Raw genomic sequence first — 26,876 nt, 5'->3', positions numbered from 1 at the left:
AATAAATAATTTTTCTCATCATCTTTTAATCCTTTTTTTTACATAAAATGATATATTTTACATATAGAGAGTCAATTAATTACCAGAGAAGGATAGTTCTACCTTCCTTTGCGAATTTCCCCCTTTTAAGATGGAGGAATTAAATACCTTTTCTAAGTTGAGTATTGGTAACCAGGAGTAGTTTCTATTCTCTAAAATATCGTTTATTACTAACAGTAGGCCAGCAGAACCAGACATAATATCGCCAGAAAGTCTAAAGCATGAATCCCCAGGAACGAATATACAGTCATCATTCTCTAATAAATGTAGATTAAGGGTAAATAAAGCTGAGCTGACTAAACTGTTTTTATTGGTATATAGCTCTAAGAGATTTGCAATAGCTAAAATACCAGTAGTTCCCTGAAATAACCCAGCGTTATAAAAACATTTACTTTTCGAAATTTTGCAAATTCCATCGATTTCTTTATCCCATTTCTTTATGTCTGCATTCAGCTCTAATTCAATTATAGGAATAGCCAGTCCACTTCCTCCACCAGCGAGATATGGTAAAATTCTAAAATCATCATCTATATGATACAAGCCATCGTCATCAAATACCCCTAACTTCAAGTCCTTTTCTAATGCCTTTTCTGATAATTCCAGCCACTTTTGATCCTTTGTTTTTTTATATAATGCAGTAAAATACAGGGAAACTCCTGACCAACTTGTCATGACTCCCTTATCAACCACATCGTAATCAAAAGTAATGATAGGTGCATTAGAATTTAATTTATCTATTAATATCTCTCCAATAGAGAGACAAATATCTAGATATCTAGGATTATCATATTCGTAGCTAAGTCCTAAGTATGCCAATCCAATCCCACTTAAACCTGCTGCAAGAGAAATATCTTCCATGTTTTTAATATCAATATCTGAATCAAATAGGGCTTTTGCCTTTTCTTGATAACCTAATTCCCATAAAACTGCAGCAATCCCCATTTTTCCAGTATATAAGCCATTTTCTAAATGAAGTAATTGATTGATTTCTTGTTTTTCAATCCAATCTTTTACTGTTTGATTTATTCCACCGGTTCTATGTAAAGCCATTGCCGTACCAAAGCCGCCGGTCAATACATTTATTATTCCTGCTTCCATTTCATATTGACGAATATCTCCCGGTAAAAGTCTATCTTCCATTTTAACGTCTTTTAATATGGAATTACGTAATTTTAATTTTAAGATAGATAAATCAAAATCTTGTTTTAACTGGCCATTTGTACTCAATAACTCGTCCATAGGACGTGATTGATAGAAGTCACACAGCGATTTAACTTTGTCAATTATTTTAGTCGCTTTTTCTCCAAATACAACATGCACCCATTTACTATGAATGGTATCCAAATTCCAGGAAATATCTTGAACACTTCCAATTGGTACAAATAACTGTTTTGCTATCCTTAGTAATGCAAACCAATCACTTTGTTCCTTATTCATTTCTTGATGGCCTATATAACCAGGAGTCATTAATCCAGAAAGAGAATCATTTGTTGTACTTGCTGTTTCAAAATCTATTAATCTTACTTTCTCTTCGGGAGTGACTATAACATTTGCAGGTTGTAAATCGCCCATTCCTACATTATGCTCATGAATTTCATGTATAGCCTCAATAAGTTGATTAATAATATTTATACATGCTTCAGTGTAAGACTCATTTTTTAGGGTAGAGCTGAAAGGGTAGTTCTTAACTAGCCACTCAGACAGTGAATCGCCTTCGATATACTCTTCTTCGATAAAATAATGCTCCCACGCACGAAAGGAACTTATTTTTTTAACTGGGAATGTTGTTTTTTCTAATTTATCAAGTATCTCACTTTCATTTACAATCCTAGAAAATGCATCACGCCCTTGTGCATCTACAGCGGCATGTGGTCTTCCCTCCTTTAGAATAACCTTTGTATTGTTTTTTAATTTATTCTCACATATATATACGCCCCCGCCATTACTAAAATGTAGAGCCTCTTTAATATCATAATTTTCAAGGGGTGAATAAGTATCATTTTGATCCATTGCTTTATCCATGGCTATAATTTCTGGAGGCTCTTCTACAAAGTCAGGCAGATAATAATAAGGAACCCTTTTATCTTCAATAAGTTCACCCTGTAAATTTTCTATAGCATCGACTTTTACTCCATCTATAAATGTAAATCTTGGCGCGAAGGCACCATATCTAAAATAGACGTTAGAATCATACCATCTTTTATCATTTAGTATATACGGGCCAGGTTTTAAATGAGATAAGCTATTCTCTAGTAAACTTAATAACTCGATAAATTGATTAGTATTTACAGGATATATTGTAATAAACTTCCCTGAAGAACCTCTATCGCCATATTTGGAATCTTTCATTAGTAGCTCTGTCATACTTTTTACGTACTTAAATGATATATTTCTTTCTATCATTAACTTAGATACAATATCTAAAGTTGTTTGCGCCTCTTTCATGTTCGTACTAATATGAATCTTCCAGCCCTGATTAGGTAGTTTAATGTTTCTTTCCAAAACATTTATCCAATGTTCTCCATCAATTACTATGTAGTTATCTGGTGGGCAGTCTAAATGGAGCAATCTTTGATTGTTTTCACTAGCAACATTATAATAATAGCCTTCATTTATGTACTTTATATATCTATTATCCATTAGTTCACCTCATTATAAGCACAAATTAACCAAGTTAATTTGTGCTTAATTTTTTGAATTTCTTATCTAGGAACTACACAGAAAAAAAGGCTTAAACCACTATGTGTTTTGCAGTTAACGCTAACATTTGAACCAATTGGCGGCTCATCGTTCTTTTTATATCTTAAACTTTGCAGAGATAAAACATCCGTTCTAGACATAGTCACACCTCCTTTCTAGTTTTATAATTTATAGGTTTTAATACTTTCTAAGTTGTTCCCTTTTTTATTTGCATGTAGATATAAATTTTCTATATGTTCCCCCCAATAAGGGCCCCACACTATATCTTTAACACTATTAAAAGATAAACTTGTATTTGAAAATTGGAAGTAATCACGATCTTTTTCTAGTAGCCAAGGGCTGCCTGAGCTACCTACTCCAGCTTTTCCTTTTACTCCTAACAAGGATGAATTGTGTATATGGTCCTCAAAAGTTATGTTTTTTATTATTTCAATTTTATTTTTCCGGAAAAATTTTTTCTGTATGTAAGGTATTAATGCATGCTGTTTTTTCGAGGTGTTATTAAATATAGGCTTAATTATATTGTCTGTTTCTAAAGGCGGTTTTTTTAAAGTGAGAAAAGCAGTATCATAATCAACTATTCCATTTTGAACCCACTCCTTACTGACGTAGACTTCCTCCACTTCATATTCTTGGTTATCATAAGTTATAAAGGTTATCTCATTCGCATTTGTTTGCTTATACCAATCAAAAACACAATGTGCAGCAGTACAAACTAATGGATATTTCCATCCCATAATTAGTGAAGCATTACTTATAAATTTGGTTTTATTTTGTTTTATTTTCAATATTCCTGTGTTCATTATTTGATTTTCATTCATAGATAATTTGAACATTATTCTTCATTCCTTTGACTGGTATAAAAAAACAATACTACCAAAATATAAGAGATTCAATATTTTATTTTCATAGTAATGTTTTAAGGATAATATCATTCTATGTATAATACTAAATAAGAAATAACTGGACTGGGTCCCAGCAGCACACTTCCTAGAACATCTAAAAAAACCCGGACATTACACGCATTTCCCTTTGGAATTACCGTATAAATATCGAGGTTAATCTTAAGCTAGAATACTTCTCATGCAAAAAAAGATGTACCTAAAAATAAATTCGGTACACCTTTTTTTATATCTATAAAGTTATTCTGTTTTTCCTTGTGAATTCTTCCCGAATGCTTTAGTATCAATATTCTTCCTCTCAAGAAACTCTTCTATTTTTTTCTGTTCTCTTCCATTCACTACATCACTTTTTTTATTTATTGAATCAAAGTTTACTGTCGGAATAACTTCTTTCTCGATGTCGTCTGTAAGTTGATTAAGCATTGTATCTATTTCGTAAATAATCTCATTTACACCTGTAATATATCTACTAATTCTTTCAGACTCCTCTAGATATCCTTCAGGTAATGTATTTTGTGAAATATAATTAGAGAAATTTTCATCATTTTCTTTTGTTAGTCTGTAAATTTGGTCTAATTTCTCCAATTCACTTTTAGTCAATTCCTTTTCTTCATCGATCATTTCTTGAAATGGATAGCTAGCAAGCTGTAATGCTTCATAAGTGTCTAGGTACGTTTTTATACTTGATTTCATTTCCTTTTCATCAATTACACTGTTTTGTTTGTCAGAAGAAAAAATAATACTAGGGATTTCTACATTCTTTGTATCGGGTATTTGGTTTTCAGAGGTGCTAATATTTTCTTCATTTGAACACGCGCTTAATATAAAGAGAAATAGGATACTTAAAAAAATTTTTTTCATAATCCATTTTTCCCCCTTGCTATTGATGCGTTCCATTTTAGATATTTAATAAATAATTTAATAAATGACTTCCCAATATAATACCCTAGGATGGCTAAAATAGCTCCTATAATAACTCCTTTTATAGACTCGAGAATTTCCCCAATTCCAATGGTAGAACCATCTACAAACCCCATTACGATTAAAATAATGGGAGATAGGATCATTATAGGCACACCAATGACATAAGCCAATATAAATGGAGTTAATAATAACATAAAGAATAAACTCACTATTATAATAATGCAATTCATTAAACTTAAACCCATAATGGACATCATTGCTGTAAGCATACTTCTTATACTTTTCTTTTCTTCGACCTTATTAATCGCATAAACAGCGTTTAATTCCTTAGCGATTTCTTCAGGATTTCCTAATTCTTTAGAAATTTCCTCTTCACTTTTATTTTCACTTAATCCCTCCGTAAAATGCATGCTATACTCTTCTAATATATCTTTCTTTTCTTTTTCAGACATAAACTTCAAACTATTTTTGAGTAGTTTCAAAAAATTATTTTTGTTCAAGTTTATCATTCTCCTCGACAAAACGATTTATTGTTAGGAAAAACTCATTCCATTCCATCTTTAAGGATTCAAGTTTAGCTATACCTTCCTTTGTAATTCTGTAGTATTTCCTAAATGGTCCTTCTTTTGATTCTTCATGATATGTCGTGACATACTTTTCTTTAACTAATCTTCTTAAAATCGGATAAACAGTACCTTCCGATATAACGATCTTATTCGAGATCTTCTTTATTAGTGAATAACCGTATTCATCCTCTTTGTTTATTATTATTAAGACTATTAATTCTAGTACACCTTTTTTAAACTGTGCATTCATAATTTATCACCAGCGTTTATAATTTATTTAATACTATCTGTGTATTAAAAGGTACTAAACTTAACACTGTATCCTAATATCAGAATATTAAGAATTAATTATCAGCAATTAATTCCTTGGAATCATATGGATTATAACAGTACTAATATATTTACATAAGGTCATCGAGTATCCGAGAACATTATTTACTATTTGTGTAAAAAAATTGATTTATTTTAAATTTGATGTTACATTGTTATTTAAGGAATAGGAAAATAAATCCAATCCATACAACCTTTTTTCAGAGGTTATTTGTTCCTTACATTTTTAAATTTCTTTATTCAGTAATAAATAGAAATGTATTTTAGTATTTAAACCACCACCCTTTTATCCTATATTTTCCATTATAAAATGAAACAGGTTTATAAATACCTCGAAAATTATAAAAGGGATAAAAAGCTGCATATTAGGACATTTACAGTACATAAAAGGGTATATTTAAAATGGGTAACGCTTAATTGTTTGAATCATCATAAAAATAGGCTCGAATACTTTCGTTATTTGATTTTTAAATTTTCCAACTTTTTTATACTTAATTATAGGAGTGTAAGAAGACCTTGATTTTTATTGATTTTTTTGGAGCTCTGTTTGAAACAATCCCAATGCTTTTAATAACCCTACAATTATTAAATAAATTTCATTTTAGTAAAATACAGATACTTTATTTATTTTCTATAAGTCTAGGAACAGCCATATTTTTAACACTATCACTAAGTTATCCCTTTATTAAATTGCCTTTAGCTGTAGTAATTCTAGCTATTTTTATATCCAAGCTCTATAAAGTGAAATTCACTTTTTCAATATTATCCCTATTATTAAGTATGACTCTTCTTTTGATTGTACAATTGATAAATATTATTATTTTTGATCTACTTTTTGCAGGCTCTTCAACATTTAATCAAATACGATTTATCTCTGGATTAGTTAACGGTTCATTATTAACTCTACTATTATTATTTCTAAGAGCATTTAGGAGGAGTCTTATACCTAACCATGACATTTCTCAAGCTAAGACCCCAAAGTTTTGGTGGATTTTCCCCCTATTTGTTGTGTTATTCATGTTAATTGTAATTAAAGTCATTCAAGATGACGGTATATCGATTACCTCTGCCTATTTAATAATTACCTCGAGTATTGCATTTATTTACCTTACAAGGTACTTAGTTTATCTAAACACTATTAAAGCAGAAAAAAAATTATTAACTGAGCAAGAGAAAAGTGCTAAATTCTATCTAAGAAGTATACGAGCACAAAGGCATGACTTTATCTTTCAACTTAACACTATCAATTCTCTAGTCCATCTAAATAGAATAAATGATTTAAAAGCTTATCTGAGTGAACTCACGGAAGAGTTTCAGACAACCTCTGAAACTCTACCTTTACATTACATGTCAATAGCCGGTTTACTTATTCAATACAAACAGGTTTTAAAAAAAGACGGTATTAATTTTAATATTTTTATCTCCGATACATTTGAACTCATTCCTATGCCAGTTTATGAATTTAACAATGTTATCGGAAACTTAATTTCTAATGCATATGAATTTATAAAATCAAACGAAACAGCTTCTAGAGAAATAGTCATTAAATTTTACAAAAATCAGTATTTAATAGTCGAAGTGTTAAATGAAGTGAATCCAGAGCTGCTAGATTTGGAAAACATATTTCAAGATGGTTATAGTACAAAAACTACTTATGAAAATGGATTAGGACTAAGCAATATTATGATGACTTTAGAGAGATATAACGGATACATATATCCAGAACTTAATAATCGAACTTTAAGTATGTTTGTCCTCATACCACCTAAAGAAAGGAAATAATTTATGGTTAATCCTAATATAATTAGTAATGAAGTAACTAATTTTGTTATCAAACATGCCCCAGAATACAAAGATAATAAAGAGTATATACGATACGGACTAGAGTGGATAATCTCATTAACTATTCAAATTTCAGTTATTCTAATACTATCGGCTTTATTTGGAGTTTTTATTGAAGCCACCGTATCTCTTTTTACAGGAGCTTTTCTAAGAACTTTTGGTGGAGGAGCACACTTTAAAAGTTATTTAAAATGTGTGGTCTACAGTACTATTTTAATCCTTATACTTTCGATAGCAACCAAGCATTTTCTAGCTCTTAATATGATCGCTGTCCTTATAATTTATTTAATTTCTATGTTTATTTATAATAAAAAAGCTCCTGTCTTACATAAAACTAGAGCTTTATTTAATAACAATAAGAAAATGTTATTCAAACATATTTCATTATTTTTTATTACAACACTGTTCATCCTCACGATATTATCACCTATAGGTAAATCAAGTATTATCTCAAGTATTTGGCTATCTGTTCTCTTCCAATCGATTTCACTTACAAAATGGCATCATGACATGACCGATTGGTTAGATAAAAAAACTACAAGAAAGGTGGATTATTTATGAACTTATTTACGAAAGTACTAGCAAAAATTATAGGTAAGGTTGGTTTTATGGCCTCAAAGGGTACTCTAGCATCGTACTGGTTTACATACGAACCTGAGCTTCCTAGTAAAGACCAAAAGAATGATTCTAAATAAAAATGTCTAAATTAAGTATCATAGCTATAGACGATGACCCGATACAATTAGAACTATATAAAGATATTTTCAAAGAATCACCATATAATTTAGTATATACCTCTACAAATGGTGATTCTCTTCCAATTTTTTTAAGTGAGAATAAAGTAGATATTGCATTATTAGATATAGAAATTGCATCTCAATCTGGATTTAAACTAGCAGAACATATCAATCAGTATTACAAAAATATAAAAATTGTTTTCATCAGTAATCACAAATCCTTTGCATTGGATGCATATAATTTTTATCCCTTAGATTATATAGTAAAGCCTGTTGATGTATTTAGATTATTCCAAACACTAACTCGAGTTAATTATGTAAATAAAGACGACCTTCGGGTAGGGGTTAAGACATCAACTGGTTACTTATTAATTAAAAAGGATGAGATCAACTTTATTGGTAAAACTATTCGAAAAACCACAATACATCTTACAACCGGAGAACTTATTGAAAGTAACGAGAAACTTGAAATTCTTGAAGCAAAATTAGCAAAGCACGGATTTTACCGTATCCATAAATCCTATTTAGTCAACCTAGAAAGAGTTAAAAAAATTCAAAAAGATGAATTTATGAATTCATATAATCTGGTTCTAATTGACTCTAAAGAAACTTTACCAGTGAGCAAACATCGGATAAAAGGTCTTAAAGATTTAATATTCAGTGAGTTCAGTTTCTAGCTTTATTGATAACAGCCTTTTTTGGCAACAAACTTTAAATAACAACCTACAAAACCTGAACAAGTATCCAGATTGCAAAAATGGATACTTGTTCAGGTTCTTCTTATACTTGAATTTTATGGACAAATTTTCTTCATCTAAAGGAAGGAAAATGTTATTACTACTTCTCCTTATTATCTTTTTCGATTTTCTCTACTGACGAATGCCCCATCCAGTCTTCTTGCTTCATTTTCTTTTTTCGTCTTCTTTGTGAAACAACGATAACAAGAATAATAAGAACGATTAAAAGTAGAGGAACTCCGAAAGCTCCATAAAGAATATTAAAAAAACCACTGAAAAATTCTGACATCGTGAACCTCCTTATAAATGCCGTTTTACCGACTATACGTGCTTTTCATTTCTTATATATAACTTTCCCATTTCAGGCTTTTCTAAACGCTAGAATTTTACAGAAATCTCCCTGTCTCCTTTCTTATAAAAAGAAAAATCTCCCTACTATGTATGGAGACTTCTCTTAACCATAAATTTATTTCTTCTCTGGAAGTTTTTCTAAATAATCAATAGCTTCTTGCAGCGTGCTTACTGGTACGATCTTAATGTCTGTATACCCCTCTTCTTTTACTTGCTCTTTAATTTCCTTTTCATTCGTATCATATTCTGTTATATCACGTGGATAGAAGAATATATCCACATCTTCTTTATGTGCCGCAACGATTTTATGCTTAATTCCACCGATTTGCCCCACATTTCCTTCGGCATCCATCGTTCCGGTACCGGCTATTTTGTAGCCTCTTGTTAAATCTTCTTTGACAATTTGATTATAGACTTCTAATGAAAACATAAATCCAGCGGAAGGACCTCCGATATTTTCACTATTAATTTCTACATCAACAGAAGGGTGGATAGTCATATTATCTTCTGGAGCAATCCCAATGCCCACCTGCCCTGTCCTTTTGTCTAATTCAATTACTTCTACATCTGCTTCTTTCTTTTCCTTGCCATGTAAAAATTCAAGATGGACTATATCTCCTGCTTGCTTTTCCTTTAAATAAGCAATTAACTTCTCGCTTTTTGCAAACGACTTTCCATCCACTTTTTTGATAATATCTCCAACTTGAATAATTGATTTTGCCTTAGAGTTATCTAATACTTGTGCAACGAAAATACCGTTATAAGTAAACTCTACTTTTTTCCCTGCTGCATGCAGACTGGCAACAATCGCATTTTGCTTCGATGTAGCCATCATATGAAGCATCAGTTTGTTGTACTCCTCATCACTTAAATTCCCTTTAACTTCTTCTTCTTTTCGAATTTCCGTATGTGGTGCGACCAATCCGTATAGGTAAATATAGGGATTATTTACTTTAATCGAATAAACAGTTGTTAGATTGAGACTTCCCTTTTCCGACTTCGTACCATCCTCTACCGTCACTTTAGATGCAAGTGCTTCAATCGATCCTGGTTGATTTAAATAATATGGGGTCGGAATAAATAAGAGAATAATGAGTACCCCAAAAAGTATGGCTAACCACTTTTTTGAAAAGATGCTTTTTCTTGATTTATTCATATCTACATACTCCTTAGGATATTAATTTTACTTATATAAACTATATTTACATACATCATATTAAAAAAGAATGAATTTCAGATAGTTTTTCCATTAAAAAGGCTATTTATCTCTCTCAAGAATTTCTCGCAATAATTGCACCCCTTTTTCAATCTGTTCGAGAGATAATCCCCCATAGCCCATTACAATTCTACTCTTATGCTTTCCTTTAACTAAACTATACTGTTCAATCGGATATACCTTTACTCCATATTCCTCGATTTTATGTATGAATGTGGAATGAAAATCTGTATCTGGAATTTCCACAACTAAATGCATTCCTGCCGATTTACCAATGATGGTAGCATGTTTAAAATTTTGCTGAATAGCTAAGACTAACCGTTCTCGTTTTTCTTTATATATTTTTTTCATTTTGCGAACATGCCGATCTAGATAGCCTTCCCTGATAAAACGGGCTAATACTAATTGTTCGAGGGAGGAAGTATGTCTGTCTGAAAACCACTTAATTTGTTCAAAATCACTTATTAATTCCTCTGGTAAAATGACATATCCAATCCGTAAACCTGGTGAAAGAATTTTGCTAAATGTGCCTACATATATAACGCGGTTAGGTGCAATTCCTTGGATAGATGGTACTGGAGCCCCTTCATAGGTAAATTCGCTATCATAATCATCTTCTACAATATAGCAATCCATCTTTTTCGCATACTCGATTAATTGCAGCCTTCTTTGAATAGAAAGAATACCACCTAAAGGAAATTGATGGGAAGGAATAACAAAAACAAAGCTTGGCGATTGCGTCGGTAATTCCTTTGGATCGATCCCATTTTCATCTACAGGAACAGGAATGATTTGTCCATTGCTAAAAGTAAAAATATTTCTCATTTCATCTGTTACAGGATCCTCAACTGCTATCGTTTTATTTCCTTTCCCAAGCATTTCTGTGATTAGCTTCAATCCTTGTGTAGCGCCAGATGTAATAAAAATTTGCTCTGCACTGCATTGTACCCCTCTAACTCTTTTTAAATAGTCAACAAGAGCATTCTTTAATTCTTTCATTCCCGAGGCTTCTCCATATCCAAAGACTGCTTCAGGGGAATGCAAACAAATTTCCTTTGTCAATTGTGCCCATTTCTTCCTTGGAAAATAATCGATTGCTGGATTCCCTGCTTTAAAATCAATGTACATCTTTTTATTTGCATCGCTTTTTTTAGGAGTTTCTTTCCTTCTTGTATTCTCTGTAAACGACAGAGAAGTCCCACTTGCTACAAAGGTTCCAGATTTTGGTTTCACTTCTAAATATCCTTCTGCAATTAAACGCTCATACGCCTCCAGTACAATATTTCGCGAAACTCCAATTGAGTTTGCTAATTCTCTTGAAGAAGCCAGCCTATCCCCCTCTTTTAATCGCTTTTCCAATATTCCATTACGAACTTGTTCATAAATTTGCTGTGTTAAAGAAATAGAATGGGATCGGTCAATCGTAATAAAGATCATGCAGAATCCTCCTAAAAAGACAAACTGGTAATTACTGGCTCTACTCTATACCAGTATACCATGTTATGATGTGAAAAAATGGAGATAAAGGAGTACACAATGAAAACAATTGGACTAATTGGCGGGTTAAGCTGGGAATCAACAGCTGATTATTATCGCTATATAAATACATTCGTAAAAGAACAAATGGGTGGATTACACTCTGCTAAATCGCTTCTATATTCCTTTGACTTTGAAGAAATTGTTGCTCTGCAAAAAGCTGGACATTGGAATGAGGCCACTGTATTAATGATAAATGCCGCGAAAACATTGGAAGCAGGCGGTGCTGATATCGTAATTATCTGTACCAATACTATGCATAAAATGGCAAAAGAAGTACAAGCAGCTATCAATATTCCTCTGCTGCATATCGCAGATGTTACTGGAAATGAAATAAAAAAAACTGCCTTAAAAAAGGTCGGCTTATTAGGAACGATGTTTACAATGGAGCAGTCTTTTTATAAAGACGCACTTTTTCAGCAAGAAATTGAAACCATTATTCCTGACAAAGAGGATAGAGAAGCAGTTCATCAAATTATATTTGATGAACTATGCAAAGGGATAATTCTCCCAGAATCAAAGGCTATCTATTTGCGTATTATAGAGAAACTTCAAGCTCAAGGCGCTGAAGGGATAATCTTAGGATGTACCGAGATTCCCTTACTTATAAAACAAGAAGACAGTTCTATTCCATTATTTGATACAACTTTTTTACATGCTAAAGCAGCCGTTTCCTATGCACTCGGTCAAAACTTTGTTTTAAAGTAAAAAACTTTCTTTTCCTTAGCCATAGGCAAACAATCTATATCGTTACTATCGAACTAGGGTACATTTATCCTAGTTTTTTTTACTTTTTTTCTAAACTACTGTAAAACAAGCTTAACTTTTTTCCGTGATAATAAAGCGAGTCTAAATAATGGAGGGGAAAAAATTTGAACTTAAAATCATGGAAAAAAAAGCTGCTGCCTATCGCTGTAATCTCTTCTTTAACTGTTGCTGGATTAGCAACTGTACTAACAGGAACAGATGCAGAAGCAAAAAACAAGGGAAACAATAACGGAAAACCGAAAAATGTTATCTTTCTGATAGGAGATGGAATGGGTGTTTCATACACTTCCGCCTATCGCTATTTAAAAGATAATCCGAAAACAAAAACGGCAGAAAGTACATATTTTGATCCTTATTTAGTAGGACAGCAAATGACATACCCAGAAGATCCCGAACAAAATGTCACAGACTCTGCATCAGCCGCGACCGCAATGTCTGCTGGTATTAAAACATACAATAATGCTATTGCTGTAGACAATGACCATTCGGAAGTGAAAACCGTCTTAGAAGCTGCAAAAGAAAAAGGCAAATCCACAGGTCTTGTTGCCACTTCTGAAATTACCCATGCAACCCCAGCATCTTTTGGGTCACATGATATCAATCGTAAAAACATGAATGCTATTGCAGATGATTATTTTGATGAGATGATAAATGGTAAGCATAAAGTGGATGTTCTCTTAGGTGGAGGAACAGACCTTTTCGTTCGTCAAGATCGAGACTTAACGAAGGAATTTAAGAAGGCTGGCTACAATTATGTAAAGAATCGTAAAGATTTACTGAAGAATAAAGATACACAATTGCTCGGTCTATTTGCGGAGGCAGGAATGCCGAAAATGATAGATAGAGACAAGGATACACCTTCATTAGAGGAAATGACAAAAACTGCGATCAATAGTTTAAATAAAAATAAAAAAGGATTTTTCCTTATGGTGGAAGGTAGTCAAATTGACTGGGCGGGCCATGATAATGACATTGTCGCTGCAATGAGTGAGATGGAGGATTTTGAAAAGGCATATAAAGCAGCAATTGACTTTGCTAAAAAGGATAAAAATACTTTAGTTGTTGCTACAGCAGACCATTCAACTGGCGGATTCTCTATTGCAGCGAATGGGGATTATAACTGGTATGGCGAGCCAATCAAAGCAGCAAAGAAAACACCTGATTTTATGGCAGAATTAATTGTAAATGGCGCGAATGTAGAGTCGACCTTAAAGGATAATATTCAGTTATCATTAACTTCAGAGGAAATTCAGGCCGTTCAAAAAGCTGCTGATACAAAGGATCTCACTAGTATCGACAATGCTATTGAAGATATCTTCAATAAACGTACCAATACAGGCTGGACAACTGGAGGACATACAGGTGAAGACGTTCCTGTCTATGCCTACGGACCATCTAGCAACCTTTTTGCAGGGCAAAAGGATAATACAGATCATGCAAAAATTATCTTCAACCTACTAAACACAAAAATAAAAATAACGGATAAATAGAAAAGCACAGGGTACCTGTTTTGGAGCGTGGGGGCTGGAGCGACATTTCCCGAGATATAGGAAACACGGAGAACGTTAGTGAACCGATGTTGACTTATCGTAGGGACTTGGCGCGAAGCACCGCAGCTCCTAGGTACCCGGAGCTAGACAAATAGAAAGGCACAGGGTACCTGTTTTGGAGCGTGGGGGCTGGAGCGACATTTCCCGTGGGGACTGCTGCCTTCTATAAACTTGTACTTTCTTTATTGTAATAAAAGAAGTGCTTCCCTCCAATTTAGAAGGGAAGCTTTTCCATTAGGAGGAACACCATTGAAACAAATTATGATCTATTTATTCATCTTCCTTTTATTAGCAGGCTGTAGCAGTAAGGAGACAAACACCAGTACAAATAAGCATAATTTAAAGAAAGAAGCAATGAGCACGGAGACTGATGATATAAGAACTGTATCAACAGACATTTATGCTCCCAATCCGCAAGTAATTGATGATGCCACTTTACTAACTGCTGGTGACTTTTACCGTGATAGAAAAGGAGAAGCTACATTAAAAGCCATTATGAAAGAAGCAAAAAACGTTCAGGTTGATTCCATAAGGCTAACTATAAAAGACGTCAAACTTATCGATTATCGACCCGCATATAGTTTAATAGACTTTTATCATACTTATACACATGATGAACAATTCACCTTCATCAAGTTTTTTGTGGAAATAGAAAATCTCTCGGATGAAAGAAAGAAATTCTCTCCAGTTGCTTTCATTCAAACAAATAAGGATGAAATGATTACTTGGGAAAAGGATATCTACTTAGAAGAGCTTAATGGAGTATTAAAACCAGGAGAACGAAAAAAAGGGAATATAGGTTTTATTGTAAAAGATTCTGCCATTAATAAAGTCCAGTTAACTACTAGTGATGCCTATACTGAACAAGACAAAATATTAGGAGAAGCAAAAACGATTGATTTTCACTTTAAATAATATGTACATTCTTTACTAATTCTAAATCGATGAAAGAGATCAAGTACGTCAGGTAAACCTTTTTACGGCGAGCTGGAATTTGCGTAAGCCAGCTAGGTAATCCTGGCGTAAAATTTCCTCTACCAATATACATGAACGATAATGTTAAGACAAAAGTTGCTTGTCCCCTCGATAGGATAACCTGCATACAAGTCGACAATTTTGGGCAACAGCGATTAGCGGCACCATAAATACGGCACTCGTCCCTTCCATTGATTCATAATCTTACTACTTATTTTTCGAAATTACCATCTTGCTCAATTGCTTTAGAAAGCGTGGAAGCAATTGAAATATCTGCAAAGGATAATCCTAACTGTATTGCGGTTGTTGCTATTTCTGGGCGAATACCTGATAATGTCGTATTCACTCCAATTAAGCTTAAACCATGAATCAGTTGGAATATTTGATGGGCAACCATTGTATCAATAATAATTACACCAGATAAATCAATAAATAATCTGAATACTTTCTTCTCTGCACATTGCTTAATCGTATTTTCTAATATAAAAGCAGCACGTGCTGTATCAATATCTCCAACAAGAGGCAAGAGTGCACTTGTTTTGCTTAAAGAAATGACTGGTGAACTTAATTCATTAATCATTTCCTGTTGTGCTATAAGTTGCCTATTAGAATAATTATGATGTTCCTCGGTATATTTCAAGATAATTTTATCGAGAACCTTTACAACAGAATGGCTCCATTCCGTGACACGTTCCTGCTCAACATGATGTTTGACTGCATATTCTTCAATCAACTGAAAATATTGCTCCCTTGTTCGAATAAATTCACGAATAATAAAATGAATAGGTGTATCTAAATGCGCCTGATCGGTTGCAATTTGATAAATCCATTCCTTAATGTCTTCGAGGAACTCTTCCCTATCTTTAATGAAGAGACCAGCAAGTCGAAGATGAAAATCATTATTTTGCTTTTTCATTGTCTCAATCGCATATGTATCAGTTGTTGCATACACACCTTTTGGATCATTTTTTGTCAAATCTTTATACCATTCTGCTGTTAATCTTTCTGTATTGTCGATGAAATATTGATAAACACCTTGATTATAGTGCAACTAATTCCTCACCCCTAATAAATGTTGATTATCGTTCAACTCTGAAATGGCGTACTCTAATTAAAAGTTTAATAAGAAAATAGAAATTAAGCATTGCTTTATATATTCAAATAACTGTTAAATGAATCGCATTTCCAGAGGGATCCCATGTATACCATTTACCCTCTTTTTCTTTCACTAATGCCCCTATCTGCACAATTCTATGTTTTATTTCTTCTAGTTTTTCGTGATCAGGTATTTTCAAATCAAAGTAAGCTAAACCAACATGATTCTTTTCTGGAGCAGGAGCCCCTATCCCATTCCAAACATTTAAGCCGATATGATGGTGATATTGTGCTGTTGAAAGAAAGAATGCTTGGGAACCATATTTTTGAACAACATCAAACCCTAATCCCTTCACATAAAAATCGACTGTCTCCGTTAAATCCGCAACATGTAAGTGGATATGACCAAGGATAGTTTGCTCGGGAAGTCCTTTCCACTGGCGATTTCCGGCAGATGCAAGCACTCCTTTTGTATCCATATAAGCTGTATCCATCTTCACAAATCCATCTTCCCACTCCCACTCTGTCGCCTTTCTATCTCGATAGATTTCAATACCATTTCCATCTGGATCTGCTAGATAGATCGCTTCGCTAACATAATGATCAGAAGCTCCTTGTAGTGGATAACCTGTTTCTAGCAAATGGTTCAATATTATCCCTAATTCTTCTCTTGATGGCACCAAGATAGCAAAATGATAGAGTCCTGTTGTTCGTACCATTTTAGGCTCCACTTCTTTTAATTCTTCTAAAAATAAAAAAGGTACCCCTTTTCCCGCACGTAAAGATGCCGTCATTTTATCTTGACTCACAACTGAAAAACCAATTATTTTCGTATAAAACAAAAGAGACTTTTCTAGATTAGATACTTTTAAAGTTATTGATTTTGCATAAATAGTTGACTCGTTATGAAATGTCATTCTTTTTCCTCCTTCAATAAGTTACTTTATGTAAGTAATTTTATTTTAATAAACAACAGTTGTAAAGTAATCAAGTTATGATTCATAATATTTTTACTTAAAATAATAATTATTGTATAATTATTACGAGGGGGGGATGTAAGATGAACCATTCAACGATTTGTCCACGGTTTGAAAAAGCAATGAGTATTTTAAGCCAACGCTGGACTGGTTTAATTATTTATCAGCTGTTAAACGGTCCTCAACGTTTCTGTTCTATAGAATCCTCCATTGGAATAAGCGGAAGACTTTTATCGGAGAGATTAAAGGATTTAGAGCAAGCAGATATTGTGGTACGAGAGGTATATCCTGAAACGCCGGTTAGAATTGAATATTCTCTAACAGAAAAAGGGCGCTCATTAGAACCAATTATGAAAGAAATCGAAAATTGGTCTCATTCGTGGCTAGAAGTATAACCATATAGAGATACCGGGACAAAAGTTTTCCGGTCGTGGATAACCCAAATAATTATAGAACAAAATAAAAGTGGAGTGGAGATAAAGACACTCCACTCCTACGATAAGGATAGACGCTCTAAACCTCTCAACAGCACGCCCTGGCGAACAGAGTGTCAGCAACGCAATAATGTAAATTTGTTGTTTCTCAGCCTTATTATTAGACAATCTAAATAAGCACTAATCCTCATCTTTAATGTCTAAATCCTCAGGAATCGGCTCACTTAATACTTCTTCTACAAACGTTTTATATTTTTCCACTTGCTTGAAATGCGTATTAAATTGCTCCTTGTTAATAAGATAATCCGTCCCATCATAAATGGCTCTGATCTGGTTTTGTAAAATCAAGTTTTTCACTTTTATTTCTGAAATCGACAGCAGTTCTGCGGTTTCTTGCACGGATAAATACATAAAAACGCCTCTCTTCATCTATTTGCTATGCATCTTTACACTGACTCCATTTAAACTTAACTCTTTCTTTATACTCCCTTCATCAATAAACGGTATAGTTACCATATCGGCCCCATCAAAAGGAGGATAAATAAATGAGTTTCGTTCTAAACAGCTTATTTTTAGTAATGATCTTTTGTTGTTTCTCTTTCATATTTTATCAGTCTTTCTTCGCTAAAACTAGAAAGGCAAGTGCTCCCATTTCACCAACTATTAAATTAGAAAATGATTCTTGTAAATTAGAAAATACAGGAGTCTTCTCTAAAGATATTAAATTATCTGCAGAATAGTCACGTATATTAACCACAGATTTCACTTATCATTTCTATTCATCTCAAAGATAACACGAAAAGAAAAGGATCATCCTTTCTTTTAACATATAAGCGGATGATCTTATTTTTCTACTTCTATCCTGTTTTTTCTTCTGCAAACATATAAAGCCACTCTTCTAAAGCAAGGTTATTCATTGGTTTAGCATAGTAGTATCCTTGTATAATCGGCCATTTATTTATGGAAGATAAATATTCAATCTGTTCTTCTCTTTCTACTCCCTCTATTACAATGCTTAAATGCAAAGAACTTGCCAAGGCAATAATAGCTTTAATAATTTCTCCGTCTTTTTGCGATTCTGGAACCTCGTCAATAAAGGTTTTATCTATTTTCAATGTATTGACTGGAATTCTTTTTAAATAGGACAAGGAAGATACCCCAGTACCAAAATCGTCAAGAGCAACAGAAAAGCCTGCATTTCTATAGGCTTGTACGGATTGAATCGCTCCTTCCATATTACCAACGGCACTTGTTTCTGTAATCTCTAACTCGATTAATGACGGACTTAGCCTATATTTCTCCACATACGCTACTAAGTTTCTCATTAATCGTGGAGAAGTAACATAGGGACCAGGAATATTAAACGCAACAGGTAGTCTTCTATCTTGATTTTGCCATCTAGCCATTTGCTTGCAGATCTCTTCCATAATCCAGTCGGTAACTTCCCACATTTTTTCAGACGCTTCTAAGATAGGAATAAAAATCCCTGGAGAAAGCTCCCCATACTTAGGATGTTTCCATCTTAATAAAGCTTCCACTCCTGCTACTTCCTTTGAATGTAAAATTACTTTAGGTTGATAAACTAAGTATAATTGTTTTTTTATAAGGGCATCTTCTATCTCACTCACAAGGTGATTAGCAAATGTTCGTTTATGTTTATCTGAATCATACTTTATTATTTCATTTTCATAGCGAAGCGAATAATGGGCTAAAACTGCTACAGCATTTATATATATTTGTTTGGCAGAAACCTTTTTCTCATTAACAGACAATGCAATAGCTATCTCTATCTTGATTATTTGATCATCAATTATTACAGGACTAGATATGATGGCTGTTAGCTGATTAAGTTCTAAAATTAAATTTTCTAGATCCTCATTTGTCCTACTTAAGAACGCAAAACGATTTCCTTCTATTCGGAACAATTCTATATTATGGCCCACTAGCTTCCTACATAATTCGTCTATATAAATAATGATTTTATCACCAAAGCAGTAGCCATACTTACTATTCCATTTATTTATATTATGAATATGAAGAATTGCTATCCCACTTAAATAAGCAGCAGAATCTATCACTTTTTCAAACTGCCTGCGGTTTGGACGCTTCGTTAATGCATCAAAATGATTTAAACGATAGTCGACATAGCGATCCAGCAAGCTAGATAAAATAGAAAATAAAAAAAGAATAGCCATACTAATTGATACACCGAGAATGATTGATTTTATACTAAGATGATTTGTGTGGGAATGAATAAGATCTCTTTCTAAATCCACATAATACCTGACAGCATACATTCCAGTATAATGCATACTTGATATCGTAATTCCCATCAAAAGGGAGGTAATACACTTCACAATAAAGTTACTCATATATGGCTGTAACTTTAGAAAAATAAATAAGGAAGCAAAAGAAGCAAGCATGGCAATAACAACAGATAAAGTAAAATAGCCAAAATGATAGGCATAATTAGCCTCTATAATCATTGCTTTCATTCCAATATAGTGCATAGCACTAATACCAATCCCCATACATATCCCAGCGAATACAATTAATCTACTAGAATTTCTAGCTTTACTTGATAGGAGGAAAGCCAAAAAAGCAGCTAGAATAGCTGGTACTATTGAAAGTATCGTTAATGGAATATTATATTTCATATTTACTGGGAGCATAGAGGCGCTCATTCCAATAAAATGCATCGACCAAATTCCAAATCCCATCGTAATAGACGCTAATCCTAACCAAATATATCGATGAAAAAAACTATTGTAAACAATCCGCTCATTCATGGAAAGCGCCGTATAAGATGCTAAACATGCGATTAAGATCGATAATAGAATAATAGGAATGGAATATTCCACTTGTAAATAAGTTACTGAATCAGCACTAGGCAACGTAAAAATAGTAATTTCCCCTCTAAAAATATTCTTATAAGCGATTTCTCCTGGTTATCTCTTTTCACTTTTGATTAACGCATGGTATATTCAAAACTTTTTACCTAAGACTTTCCGCTTGTATAAATTGAATATAAAGGAAAAATCCACTTTAGACAACCTTTCAATAATGGTATCATCTTCCAATTATTTAAAATAAATGAAAGCCTGTTAAATCTTTAAAGATTTAACAGGCAAGAAATAACGCCTAATAGAGAGATTGATAAATGATAAACGTATCCTTATCTGTCCTATTCCCGACTTTCACCTCTCCTTGCTGTTTGAATAATGCATGATTATCCATAAAAAATCGATATTCATCTGAGGGGAAATAGAGAATAATGTTGACCTTGCGACTACTTTCTTCCAGTGAGTATATGATATTACTAATAATTTTTTGAAAGATAGGCAAGGAAAAGGGATTAAAGAAATAGAAATAATTATCTTCTGGCTGTACCAAATAATCCTCTGCTCTTCCTAAATAAAAATGTATCTTTTCTTTCTTTTTCTTCCTGTTTTTTGCGTATCGTTCTAGATTATGAAGCGCTTGATGATAAAAATCTTCATTGATTTCAACTCCTTTTACAGTCGACTGAAATACATAATGAATATAAAAGTTTAAACGCCCTTTCCCACATCCAAAATCAACTATATGATCTGCTTCCCGAAGCGGAAATTCGCGAAATAATTGCTCCAAATGCTCATATGGAGTTGGTTCATATCGATGATAATGATAGGACTTATGGAATCCTACTTGTACTTCTTCTGTTCCAATATGTAATAATTTATCGTAGTTCAAAACATTCACCTTTCGTCTAGTTTCCTAATATCTAAAAAATCCGAAATATATATTTTCACTTTATCTTATTTCCATCTCACGATATTCATTTGGTGAAACACCTATGATTTTTTTAAATACTTTGCGAAAATATTTATCATCTTGGTATCCAATCATATTAGCAATATCATACACTTTCAAATTACTGCTCTTCAATAATTCTTGGGCTTTTTTCATTCGGATGGTAACTAAATACTCAGAAATATTGATATTATACTCTTGTTTGAATTTTCTTGAAATATATTCTCTACTGATGTAAAAGTGCTCCGATATTTCTTGAAGCTTAATCTCCCGATGAAAATTTGCTTTTATGTACTTTTCAATTTCGTGAATAACATTTTGCGTTCTTCGGGTATTCTGTCTTTTTACTCGGCGAAGAAACAATGATATTTCTTTTTTCTTCCTTGCTTTATATGCTTCCAACTGAAAAATCCCCTCTTTGTCCATAAATGAATAAATTCGCTCCTCTATATTGGAGGGAATTCTTATCGAAAGATTGAACTCCTTATACCATCTTGTACTTATCATTAAATATTCATGCTCCAAATGCAAAAGCTGGCTTAATGATAATGGTGGATTATTCGTTATATCTTTTTGAATCTGCCCAATAAGTGAGTGAAAAGCATGTATTTCTCCCGTTTGAATCGCCATTTTTATCGAGCTAGAATAACCCATTAAGCTTTTTATCTCATGTTCTTTTTTCTCTATCATTATTTTTCCTTGTTGATTATCTAAAACATCTCGATTCATCATAATAGACTTAGCATACTGATAAGAAAGATTCAACTGGTTAACCGAAGTAACTTCTAATCCCATTGATAAAGTACAAGAGATTCCTAATAACTTTAGGATAGTAGTATGTACCTCTCTCATGATGACAACCGCTTCCTCTTTCCTTCTTATAAGAAGGAGGACAATTTCTCCTTTTCCGGTTACATAATGAAAAGCAATTCCCTTATTATTGCTGCTAAGCTCCTCATTTATTACATTCAAGAGTGTAAAAAGAGTAAGATCCTTATCCCCGTTAAATTCTTCCACAATTCCATTACTTACCTGTAAAAGTCCGATTGTATAGACCTGTGCTTTGGTTAAAAGAAATTCCTCCAGGACATGTTTATCGAATAGATCATTATTTAACATCTGTGTCAATTGGTGATCACGGTATGTTGGCTTCATTTTATTAATAAGTTTTGTTCTATTAAGCTTCCTTTTTCTTTCCTCTTCCTCTTGTTTCCACTCATTCACTACCCTCCTTAGGGTATCATTCAGAATTTCAGGGTTAATAGGCTTCAATAAATAGTCTGAGCTTCCATAATGCATTGCTTTTCTCATGTAATGATAATCATCATAGCCCGTAACTACTATCGTCTTCCCATGAGCGTAATGCTCATCCATCCATTTTAAAAGCTGAGTACCGTCGACCTTTGGCATTTTCATATCAGAAAAAATAATTTCGGGATTTGCCGCTTCTATTATTTGAATAGCATCTTCTCCATTACTTGCTTCGTAAATGTCTGTAATTTCATTTCCTGACCAATCAGCAAGAAGCTTAATTCCTTCACGAACATGCCTTTCATCATCAACGATTAGTGCCTTCATCATCAATCACTCCTTCATATAAAAATATAGGAATACGAATCATTACGGTAAATTCTTTCTTTTCAATACTATCGATGACAAAGCTTGCTTGTCCCTCATAGTAAAGTTGCAAACGATCGTAAATATTAATTAATCCGATTGATTCTCTTTCTTTATTCTCCTTTCTACGTTCCTCATCATATAATTCTTCATGAATCATTTTAAGTCTTTCACTGCTTACTCCAATCCCATTATCCTGGACAATAATAACTAAATCACCATCCTCTGTATAAGCACGGATTGTGATTCCTGCATCCTCCATTTTTTGACTAAAACCATGTTTAAAGCAGTTTTCAATAATTGGCTGTAGCAGCATTTTCGGAACAGGAATTTCAAGCGTACTTTGTTCGATTGTTAATATTATATTCAAATCCTCCTCAAACCTCTGTTTTTGGAGACTCAGATAAGATTGTGTATGTTTTAATTCTTTCGTTAGCGGCACCACGTCCTCTCTCATATCCATACTGTATCGCATCATATCCGAGAGAGAAGTCAATAATGTATAAACAGGAACTGCATTCATTTTTAGAGCAAGTGTGCCAATGGACTGAAAACTATTGTATAGAAAATGGGGATTTATTTGTGACTGCAATACCTTTAATTGAGCTGACTTATTTTCAATTTGCAGCTTATATTCTTTGTCTATTAATCTATTGATTTGTAATACCATCGATTTGAAACGCCTACCAAGCATTCCGATTTCATCATATCCTCCCGCCTCAAAGTTTGCCACAAAAATCCCCTTCTCGACCTTTTTCATATTTTCCATTAAAACTTTAATTGGAGCAGTAATCTTAAAGGAAATAATCATTGTTATAACTAATACAATAACTAAAGCCACTAGGGCAATCATCGTATTCATAAATGCTGTTGCCTTCGCCCCTTGATAGAGACTAGAGTAAGGGATACTTTTTACCATATACCAACTATTATCTTGCACAGCAATATTTTCATAAAAAATAACCCCTGAAAAATCTTTACTTTCCCACTTCATGTTATTTTGTTGGGGATTTGTTTGAACTTTATAAAACCATTTATCCTTTGTTTTTTTGCCGATTACAGCTTTATTGGAAGAGTAAATTACAGTTCCATTTTCATTTATAATGGAAATACCTTCCTTATCGTTATATAGTCTATTCACGATTCCATCTATTATGGAAAGATTTATATCAATAGACATAAATCCCAAAATATCATTAGATGGCACATTTCTAATCTTATTATGAAGGGATAGAACAGTTGATTTCTCAGAGTTAGGAATAATCGATAAGCCATTATAACTGTATATCGTATGTGGTGGTTCGATAAGCGAATAGTTTGTTTCACTTTCCTCTAATCTCCGATAATATGGATGAAAATAGATATTTTTATTTTCACCTCTCCCACTTATGCGTGAGTGATAGTTTGTAACAGAATCTCTCCCTTTATTAATATATAAATGCATTTGCTCTATTTCTGAACGAGAATTGTACACATATGCCAGCACTCGACGTACCTCTTCCATATTCTCCTTGTTATTTTCTCCCACTCCCTGTGTTAGTACATTCATGAAAGGAGTATAACGATATAATACGGTAGACATTAAAGCAATATCCTCTAAGTACGTACCTAACTCTTCCTTTCCCTTCTTCATTAACTCTGTATTGTATGCAACTGATTCCTTGTTAACATGATGGATTGTTTGAAAATAGGTAAGGACGATACTGCTTCCAAAGGGAAGAATAGTAGCAAGAAGCAAGAAAATCATTAATTTTTTTCGAATACCCCATTTCATTTTCGGTCGAGAAGCCTTAAATAAACTCCGTTTTTTTGATATACGTCTAAAGTGGATATTATTCTAATCTTTCTCTCCTCCTCTCCAAACCATTCCTTATAAAAAGAATACAAAAGGAGTGGTCAATATATTACACCTTCCTTGTCAATGTAAGCGGTTACCTCAAAAGGTATAACCATTATATTATAAAATTAGGAGGTGCAGAAAGTGAATAATCCAAATAATATAGAAAAAGTAGAAACTCCCCCTATACACCAGACAAGTGTAATGAGAAAAAAATCACTCTCTACCAAAAAGAAAAAGAACTGGAAGGAAGCAGGTTTATTTTCTCTATTTGTAGGTCCCGTTTTTATTGCCTTTACAATTGTGGTGCTTGTTCCATTTTTTTCTGGCATCTATTATTCCTTTACCGATTGGAATGGCATAACTGGAGAGATTAAGTGGGTTGGATTGGATAATTTTAAGTATATCTTCACAGACGATAAACAGTTTCTCCAATCTTTTAAGCTGACTGCTGTTTACACTGTTGTAGCGATTATTTTGACAAACGCCATTGGTTTTAGCCTGGCACTGCTTGTTACTCAAAAACTAAAATCCAGCAATCTATTACGTACTGTATTCTTTATGCCTAATTTACTCGGCGGTCTCTTACTCGGCTTTATCTGGCAATTTATCTTTATTAGAGGATTCGCTTCTATTGGAGAACTTACAGGAATACCACTATTTGAGTTAGCATGGTTAGGAGATAAAAATACCGCCTTTTGGGGAATTGTAATTGTCAGTGTATGGCAAGGAGCAGGATATATTATGCTCATTTATATAGCTGCATTGCAAAACATTCCAAAAGAGCTAATTGAAGCAGCAAAAATGGATGGAGCAAACCGCTTTCAAGTGCTGCGAAATATTAAAGTTCCACTTGTTGCTCCTGCTGTGACAATATGCTTATTCTTAACAACTGCATCTTCCTTTAAAATATTCGACGCCAACCTTTCGTTAACCAATGGAGGTCCTTTTAAATCAACGGAAATGCTGGCACTTAATATTTATACCGAAGCCTTTGTTAACAATCGCTACGGAATTGGGGAAGCCAAAGCACTTATCTTCTTTATTGTTGTAGCTGCCATCTCCATTTTACAGGTTACAATTACTAAGAGAAAAGAGGTGGAATCTTGATGGAAAACAGGTATACTAGCAAAACTTTCTTAATGGAACTGCTTGGTATTATACTAGGCTTATTATTCTTGATTCCCTTTTATTATGTGATTTCTAATTCACTCAAGCCTTTTTCAGAAATACTAACAAATACCTCTTCCTTACCAAGTACGTTTGAATTTGGAAACTATCTAAATGCTTTTGAAAAGTTAAATTTCCTAAAGGTTTTTAGCAACTCTCTTCTTATAACGATAGCTAGCAATATTGTATTAGTCGTATTCTGTTCGATGGCTGCTTATATGCTGGTCCGGACGAAAAAGAAAATTAGCACGATCATTTTCATGGCTTTTGTTGCTGCCATGATTATCCCTTTCCAATCTATTATGATTCCACTTATTAAAACAGCCTCAAGTTTACACTTACTTAATAGTATTTGGGGGCTAGTATTTATGTATTTAGGTTTTGGGTCTGGGATGACTATCTTTTTATATCATGGTTTTATTAAAGGAATTCCAGTTGAATTAGAAGAAGCTGCTATTATGGATGGCTGCTCTCGTTTTGGGGTGTTCTGGAGAATTGTTTTTCCATTATTAAAACCAATTACCGTAACAATCATTATCTTAAATAGTCTTTGGATATGGAATGACTACTTATTACCATCACTTGTCCTACAAAATCCAGAACTGCGGACAATCCCACTTGCTACTTTCTTCTTCTTTGGCCAATACACAAAGCAATGGGATCTCGCTCTAGCAGCACTAATGATAGGAATTGTCCCACTGTTAATCTTCTTCTTTTCGATGCAAAAGCATATTATACAAGGGATTACTAGTGGATCTATTAAATAGGGAGCTAAGAGGCT

At 33.3% G+C, this 26,876-nt stretch carries 27 protein-coding genes; 11 read left to right on the top strand and 16 right to left on the bottom strand.

Annotated elements, in window-relative coordinates; all coding sequences use genetic code 11:
• Nucleotides 1-75 precede the first annotated feature (75 nt).
• The 6 genes from lanKC to NiCM35_RS17425 form a co-directional block, all read right to left on the bottom strand.
• The gene (gene lanKC, locus NiCM35_RS17450; RefSeq protein ID WP_123260003.1) at nt 76-2,679 is read right to left on the bottom strand and encodes a class III lanthionine synthetase LanKC; all 2,604 of its coding nucleotides are present in this window, start codon (nt 2,677-2,679) and stop codon (nt 76-78) included.
• Between the two features lie 62 nt (nt 2,680-2,741).
• The gene (locus tag NiCM35_RS17445; RefSeq protein ID WP_123258863.1) at nt 2,742-2,879 is read right to left on the bottom strand and encodes a class III lanthipeptide; all 138 of its coding nucleotides are present in this window, start codon (nt 2,877-2,879) and stop codon (nt 2,742-2,744) included.
• A gap of 21 nt (nt 2,880-2,900) precedes the next feature.
• Nucleotides 2,901-3,527, bottom strand: coding sequence for a trypsin-like serine peptidase (locus NiCM35_RS17440; protein ID WP_433780295.1), 627 nt, complete (start codon nt 3,525-3,527; stop codon nt 2,901-2,903).
• 354 nt (nt 3,528-3,881) lie between these two features.
• Nucleotides 3,882-4,502 (bottom strand): NDxxF motif lipoprotein, encoded by a 621-nt coding sequence (locus NiCM35_RS17435; RefSeq protein WP_095333333.1) that lies wholly within the window; start codon nt 4,500-4,502, stop codon nt 3,882-3,884.
• Nucleotides 4,499-5,074 carry an HAAS signaling domain-containing protein gene (locus tag NiCM35_RS17430; protein WP_095333336.1) on the bottom strand — a complete coding sequence of 192 codons (576 nt, stop codon included), beginning with the start codon at nt 5,072-5,074 and terminating at the stop codon, nt 4,499-4,501. The genes NiCM35_RS17435 and NiCM35_RS17430 overlap by 4 nt, the downstream gene beginning before the upstream one ends.
• A complete protein-coding gene (locus tag NiCM35_RS17425) occupies nt 5,052-5,381 on the bottom strand; it encodes a PadR family transcriptional regulator (RefSeq protein WP_047941782.1) in 330 nt (109 codons plus the stop codon). Before NiCM35_RS17425 ends, NiCM35_RS17430 begins: the two co-directional genes overlap by 23 nt.
• Nucleotides 5,382-5,977: 596 nt before the next feature.
• On the opposite strand from NiCM35_RS17425, the gene NiCM35_RS17420 reads away from it, so the two are divergent.
• The 4 genes from NiCM35_RS17420 to NiCM35_RS17405 are packed head-to-tail and all read left to right on the top strand — an operon-like array spanning nt 5,978 to nt 8,717.
• Complete coding sequence (locus tag NiCM35_RS17420) at nt 5,978-7,243, top strand: sensor histidine kinase (protein ID WP_171509286.1); 1,266 nt, start codon at nt 5,978-5,980, stop codon at nt 7,241-7,243.
• A 3-nt stretch (nt 7,244-7,246) separates the two neighbouring features.
• The gene (locus NiCM35_RS17415; RefSeq protein ID WP_095333340.1) at nt 7,247-7,864 is read left to right on the top strand and encodes an accessory gene regulator ArgB-like protein; all 618 of its coding nucleotides are present in this window, start codon (nt 7,247-7,249) and stop codon (nt 7,862-7,864) included.
• Nucleotides 7,861-7,998, top strand: a complete 138-nt coding sequence (locus NiCM35_RS17410; RefSeq protein ID WP_095333342.1) for a cyclic lactone autoinducer peptide — start codon at nt 7,861-7,863, stop codon at nt 7,996-7,998. The genes NiCM35_RS17415 and NiCM35_RS17410 overlap by 4 nt, the downstream gene beginning before the upstream one ends.
• 2 nt (nt 7,999-8,000) lie before the next feature.
• Nucleotides 8,001-8,717, top strand: a complete 717-nt coding sequence (locus tag NiCM35_RS17405; protein WP_095333344.1) for a LytR/AlgR family response regulator transcription factor — start codon at nt 8,001-8,003, stop codon at nt 8,715-8,717.
• A gap of 160 nt (nt 8,718-8,877) precedes the next feature.
• On the opposite strand, the gene NiCM35_RS17400 is transcribed toward NiCM35_RS17405, so the two are convergent.
• The 3 genes from NiCM35_RS17400 to pdxR form a co-directional block, all read right to left on the bottom strand.
• On the bottom strand, nt 8,878-9,066 hold the full coding sequence (locus NiCM35_RS17400; RefSeq protein WP_095333346.1) for a hypothetical protein: 189 nt from the start codon (nt 9,064-9,066) through the stop codon (nt 8,878-8,880).
• Between the two features lie 177 nt (nt 9,067-9,243).
• Nucleotides 9,244-10,284: a SepM family pheromone-processing serine protease gene (locus NiCM35_RS17395; protein WP_095333348.1), complete on the bottom strand. Its 1,041-nt coding sequence runs from the start codon at nt 10,282-10,284 to the stop codon at nt 9,244-9,246.
• 102 nt (nt 10,285-10,386) lie between these two features.
• Nucleotides 10,387-11,781, bottom strand: a complete 1,395-nt coding sequence (gene pdxR / locus NiCM35_RS17390) for a MocR-like pyridoxine biosynthesis transcription factor PdxR (protein WP_123258860.1) — start codon at nt 11,779-11,781, stop codon at nt 10,387-10,389.
• A gap of 99 nt (nt 11,782-11,880) precedes the next feature.
• On the opposite strand from pdxR, the gene NiCM35_RS17385 reads away from it, so the two are divergent.
• From NiCM35_RS17385 to NiCM35_RS17375, 3 genes are all read left to right on the top strand, one after another.
• A complete protein-coding gene (locus NiCM35_RS17385; protein ID WP_095333353.1) occupies nt 11,881-12,588 on the top strand; it encodes an aspartate/glutamate racemase family protein in 708 nt (235 codons plus the stop codon).
• 164 nt (nt 12,589-12,752) lie between these two features.
• On the top strand, nt 12,753-14,138 hold the full coding sequence (locus NiCM35_RS17380; protein ID WP_303985079.1) for an alkaline phosphatase family protein: 1,386 nt from the start codon (nt 12,753-12,755) through the stop codon (nt 14,136-14,138).
• A 309-nt stretch (nt 14,139-14,447) separates the two neighbouring features.
• Nucleotides 14,448-15,113, top strand: coding sequence for a DUF4352 domain-containing protein (locus tag NiCM35_RS17375; protein ID WP_095333358.1), 666 nt, complete (start codon nt 14,448-14,450; stop codon nt 15,111-15,113).
• 271 nt (nt 15,114-15,384) lie between these two features.
• Here the strand turns inward: NiCM35_RS17375 and NiCM35_RS17370 are convergent, their stop codons facing one another.
• Nucleotides 15,385-16,224: an STAS domain-containing protein gene (locus tag NiCM35_RS17370; RefSeq protein ID WP_095333360.1), complete on the bottom strand. Its 840-nt coding sequence runs from the start codon at nt 16,222-16,224 to the stop codon at nt 15,385-15,387.
• Between the two features lie 106 nt (nt 16,225-16,330).
• On the bottom strand, nt 16,331-17,185 hold the full coding sequence (locus NiCM35_RS17365) for a VOC family protein (protein WP_123258857.1): 855 nt from the start codon (nt 17,183-17,185) through the stop codon (nt 16,331-16,333).
• Between the two features lie 143 nt (nt 17,186-17,328).
• Between NiCM35_RS17365 and NiCM35_RS17360 the strand changes: the two genes are divergently transcribed.
• Nucleotides 17,329-17,640, top strand: a complete 312-nt coding sequence (locus NiCM35_RS17360) for a winged helix-turn-helix transcriptional regulator (protein WP_047941794.1) — start codon at nt 17,329-17,331, stop codon at nt 17,638-17,640.
• A 219-nt stretch (nt 17,641-17,859) separates the two neighbouring features.
• On the opposite strand, the gene NiCM35_RS17355 is transcribed toward NiCM35_RS17360, so the two are convergent.
• On the bottom strand, nt 17,860-18,090 hold the full coding sequence (locus NiCM35_RS17355; protein ID WP_095333364.1) for an excisionase family DNA-binding protein: 231 nt from the start codon (nt 18,088-18,090) through the stop codon (nt 17,860-17,862).
• Between the two features lie 134 nt (nt 18,091-18,224).
• On the opposite strand from NiCM35_RS17355, the gene NiCM35_RS17350 reads away from it, so the two are divergent.
• Nucleotides 18,225-18,419 (top strand): hypothetical protein, encoded by a 195-nt coding sequence (locus NiCM35_RS17350; protein WP_095333366.1) that lies wholly within the window; start codon nt 18,225-18,227, stop codon nt 18,417-18,419.
• Between the two features lie 117 nt (nt 18,420-18,536).
• Here NiCM35_RS17350 and NiCM35_RS17345 read toward each other — a convergent pair whose 3' ends face one another.
• From NiCM35_RS17345 to NiCM35_RS17330, 4 genes are all read right to left on the bottom strand, one after another.
• Entirely contained in the window at nt 18,537-20,573 is a 2,037-nt protein-coding gene (locus NiCM35_RS17345) for a bifunctional diguanylate cyclase/phosphodiesterase (protein WP_433780288.1), read from the bottom strand.
• 247 nt (nt 20,574-20,820) lie between these two features.
• Complete coding sequence (locus NiCM35_RS17340; RefSeq protein ID WP_095333371.1) at nt 20,821-21,420, bottom strand: class I SAM-dependent methyltransferase; 600 nt, start codon at nt 21,418-21,420, stop codon at nt 20,821-20,823.
• Between the two features lie 51 nt (nt 21,421-21,471).
• Complete coding sequence (locus tag NiCM35_RS17335; protein ID WP_433780286.1) at nt 21,472-23,052, bottom strand: response regulator; 1,581 nt, start codon at nt 23,050-23,052, stop codon at nt 21,472-21,474.
• The gene (locus tag NiCM35_RS17330; protein ID WP_235973233.1) at nt 23,030-24,835 is read right to left on the bottom strand and encodes a sensor histidine kinase; all 1,806 of its coding nucleotides are present in this window, start codon (nt 24,833-24,835) and stop codon (nt 23,030-23,032) included. The genes NiCM35_RS17335 and NiCM35_RS17330 overlap by 23 nt, the downstream gene beginning before the upstream one ends.
• A gap of 294 nt (nt 24,836-25,129) precedes the next feature.
• Here NiCM35_RS17330 and NiCM35_RS17325 point away from each other — a divergent pair, with 294 nt between their 5' ends.
• Both NiCM35_RS17325 and NiCM35_RS17320 read left to right on the top strand, forming a co-directional pair.
• Complete coding sequence (locus NiCM35_RS17325) at nt 25,130-26,035, top strand: carbohydrate ABC transporter permease (RefSeq protein ID WP_433780379.1); 906 nt, start codon at nt 25,130-25,132, stop codon at nt 26,033-26,035.
• The gene (locus NiCM35_RS17320; RefSeq protein WP_047941802.1) at nt 26,035-26,862 is read left to right on the top strand and encodes a carbohydrate ABC transporter permease; all 828 of its coding nucleotides are present in this window, start codon (nt 26,035-26,037) and stop codon (nt 26,860-26,862) included. The genes NiCM35_RS17325 and NiCM35_RS17320 overlap by 1 nt, the downstream gene beginning before the upstream one ends.
• Nucleotides 26,863-26,876: the final 14 nt, after the last annotated feature.

Origin of the sequence: Niallia sp. M35 (assembly GCF_050971705.1) — a bacterium.
Lineage (GTDB): Bacteria > Bacillota > Bacilli > Bacillales > Cytobacillaceae > Niallia > Niallia circulans_A.
Note: the sequence above shows the minus strand (reverse complement) of the source record. Positions and strands in the feature narration are given on the sequence as shown.

Excerpts from the sequence above, each read along its gene's own strand:
- lanKC (WP_123260003.1), bottom strand. The coding sequence starts at position 2,679 with ATGGATAATAGATATATAAAGTACATAAATGAAGGCTATTATTATAAT.
- NiCM35_RS17445 (WP_123258863.1), bottom strand. The coding sequence starts at position 2,879 with ATGTCTAGAACGGATGTTTTATCTCTGCAAAGTTTAAGATATAAAAAG.
- NiCM35_RS17435 (WP_095333333.1), bottom strand. The coding sequence starts at position 4,502 with ATGAAAAAAATTTTTTTAAGTATCCTATTTCTCTTTATATTAAGCGCG.
- NiCM35_RS17430 (WP_095333336.1), bottom strand. The coding sequence starts at position 5,074 with ATGATAAACTTGAACAAAAATAATTTTTTGAAACTACTCAAAAATAGT.
- NiCM35_RS17425 (WP_047941782.1), bottom strand. The coding sequence starts at position 5,381 with ATGAATGCACAGTTTAAAAAAGGTGTACTAGAATTAATAGTCTTAATA.
- NiCM35_RS17415 (WP_095333340.1), top strand. The coding sequence starts at position 7,247 with ATGGTTAATCCTAATATAATTAGTAATGAAGTAACTAATTTTGTTATC.
- NiCM35_RS17410 (WP_095333342.1), top strand. The coding sequence starts at position 7,861 with ATGAACTTATTTACGAAAGTACTAGCAAAAATTATAGGTAAGGTTGGT.
- NiCM35_RS17405 (WP_095333344.1), top strand. The coding sequence starts at position 8,001 with ATGTCTAAATTAAGTATCATAGCTATAGACGATGACCCGATACAATTA.
- NiCM35_RS17400 (WP_095333346.1), bottom strand. The coding sequence starts at position 9,066 with ATGTCAGAATTTTTCAGTGGTTTTTTTAATATTCTTTATGGAGCTTTC.
- NiCM35_RS17395 (WP_095333348.1), bottom strand. The coding sequence starts at position 10,284 with ATGAATAAATCAAGAAAAAGCATCTTTTCAAAAAAGTGGTTAGCCATA.
- pdxR (WP_123258860.1), bottom strand. The coding sequence starts at position 11,781 with ATGATCTTTATTACGATTGACCGATCCCATTCTATTTCTTTAACACAG.
- NiCM35_RS17385 (WP_095333353.1), top strand. The coding sequence starts at position 11,881 with ATGAAAACAATTGGACTAATTGGCGGGTTAAGCTGGGAATCAACAGCT.
- NiCM35_RS17365 (WP_123258857.1), bottom strand. The coding sequence starts at position 17,185 with ATGACATTTCATAACGAGTCAACTATTTATGCAAAATCAATAACTTTA.
- NiCM35_RS17360 (WP_047941794.1), top strand. The coding sequence starts at position 17,329 with ATGAACCATTCAACGATTTGTCCACGGTTTGAAAAAGCAATGAGTATT.
- NiCM35_RS17355 (WP_095333364.1), bottom strand. The coding sequence starts at position 18,090 with ATGTATTTATCCGTGCAAGAAACCGCAGAACTGCTGTCGATTTCAGAA.
- NiCM35_RS17350 (WP_095333366.1), top strand. The coding sequence starts at position 18,225 with ATGAGTTTCGTTCTAAACAGCTTATTTTTAGTAATGATCTTTTGTTGT.
- NiCM35_RS17335 (WP_433780286.1), bottom strand. The coding sequence starts at position 23,052 with ATGATGAAGGCACTAATCGTTGATGATGAAAGGCATGTTCGTGAAGGA.
- NiCM35_RS17330 (WP_235973233.1), bottom strand. The coding sequence starts at position 24,835 with ATGATTTTCTTGCTTCTTGCTACTATTCTTCCCTTTGGAAGCAGTATC.
- NiCM35_RS17325 (WP_433780379.1), top strand. The coding sequence starts at position 25,130 with ATGAGAAAAAAATCACTCTCTACCAAAAAGAAAAAGAACTGGAAGGAA.
- NiCM35_RS17320 (WP_047941802.1), top strand. The coding sequence starts at position 26,035 with ATGGAAAACAGGTATACTAGCAAAACTTTCTTAATGGAACTGCTTGGT.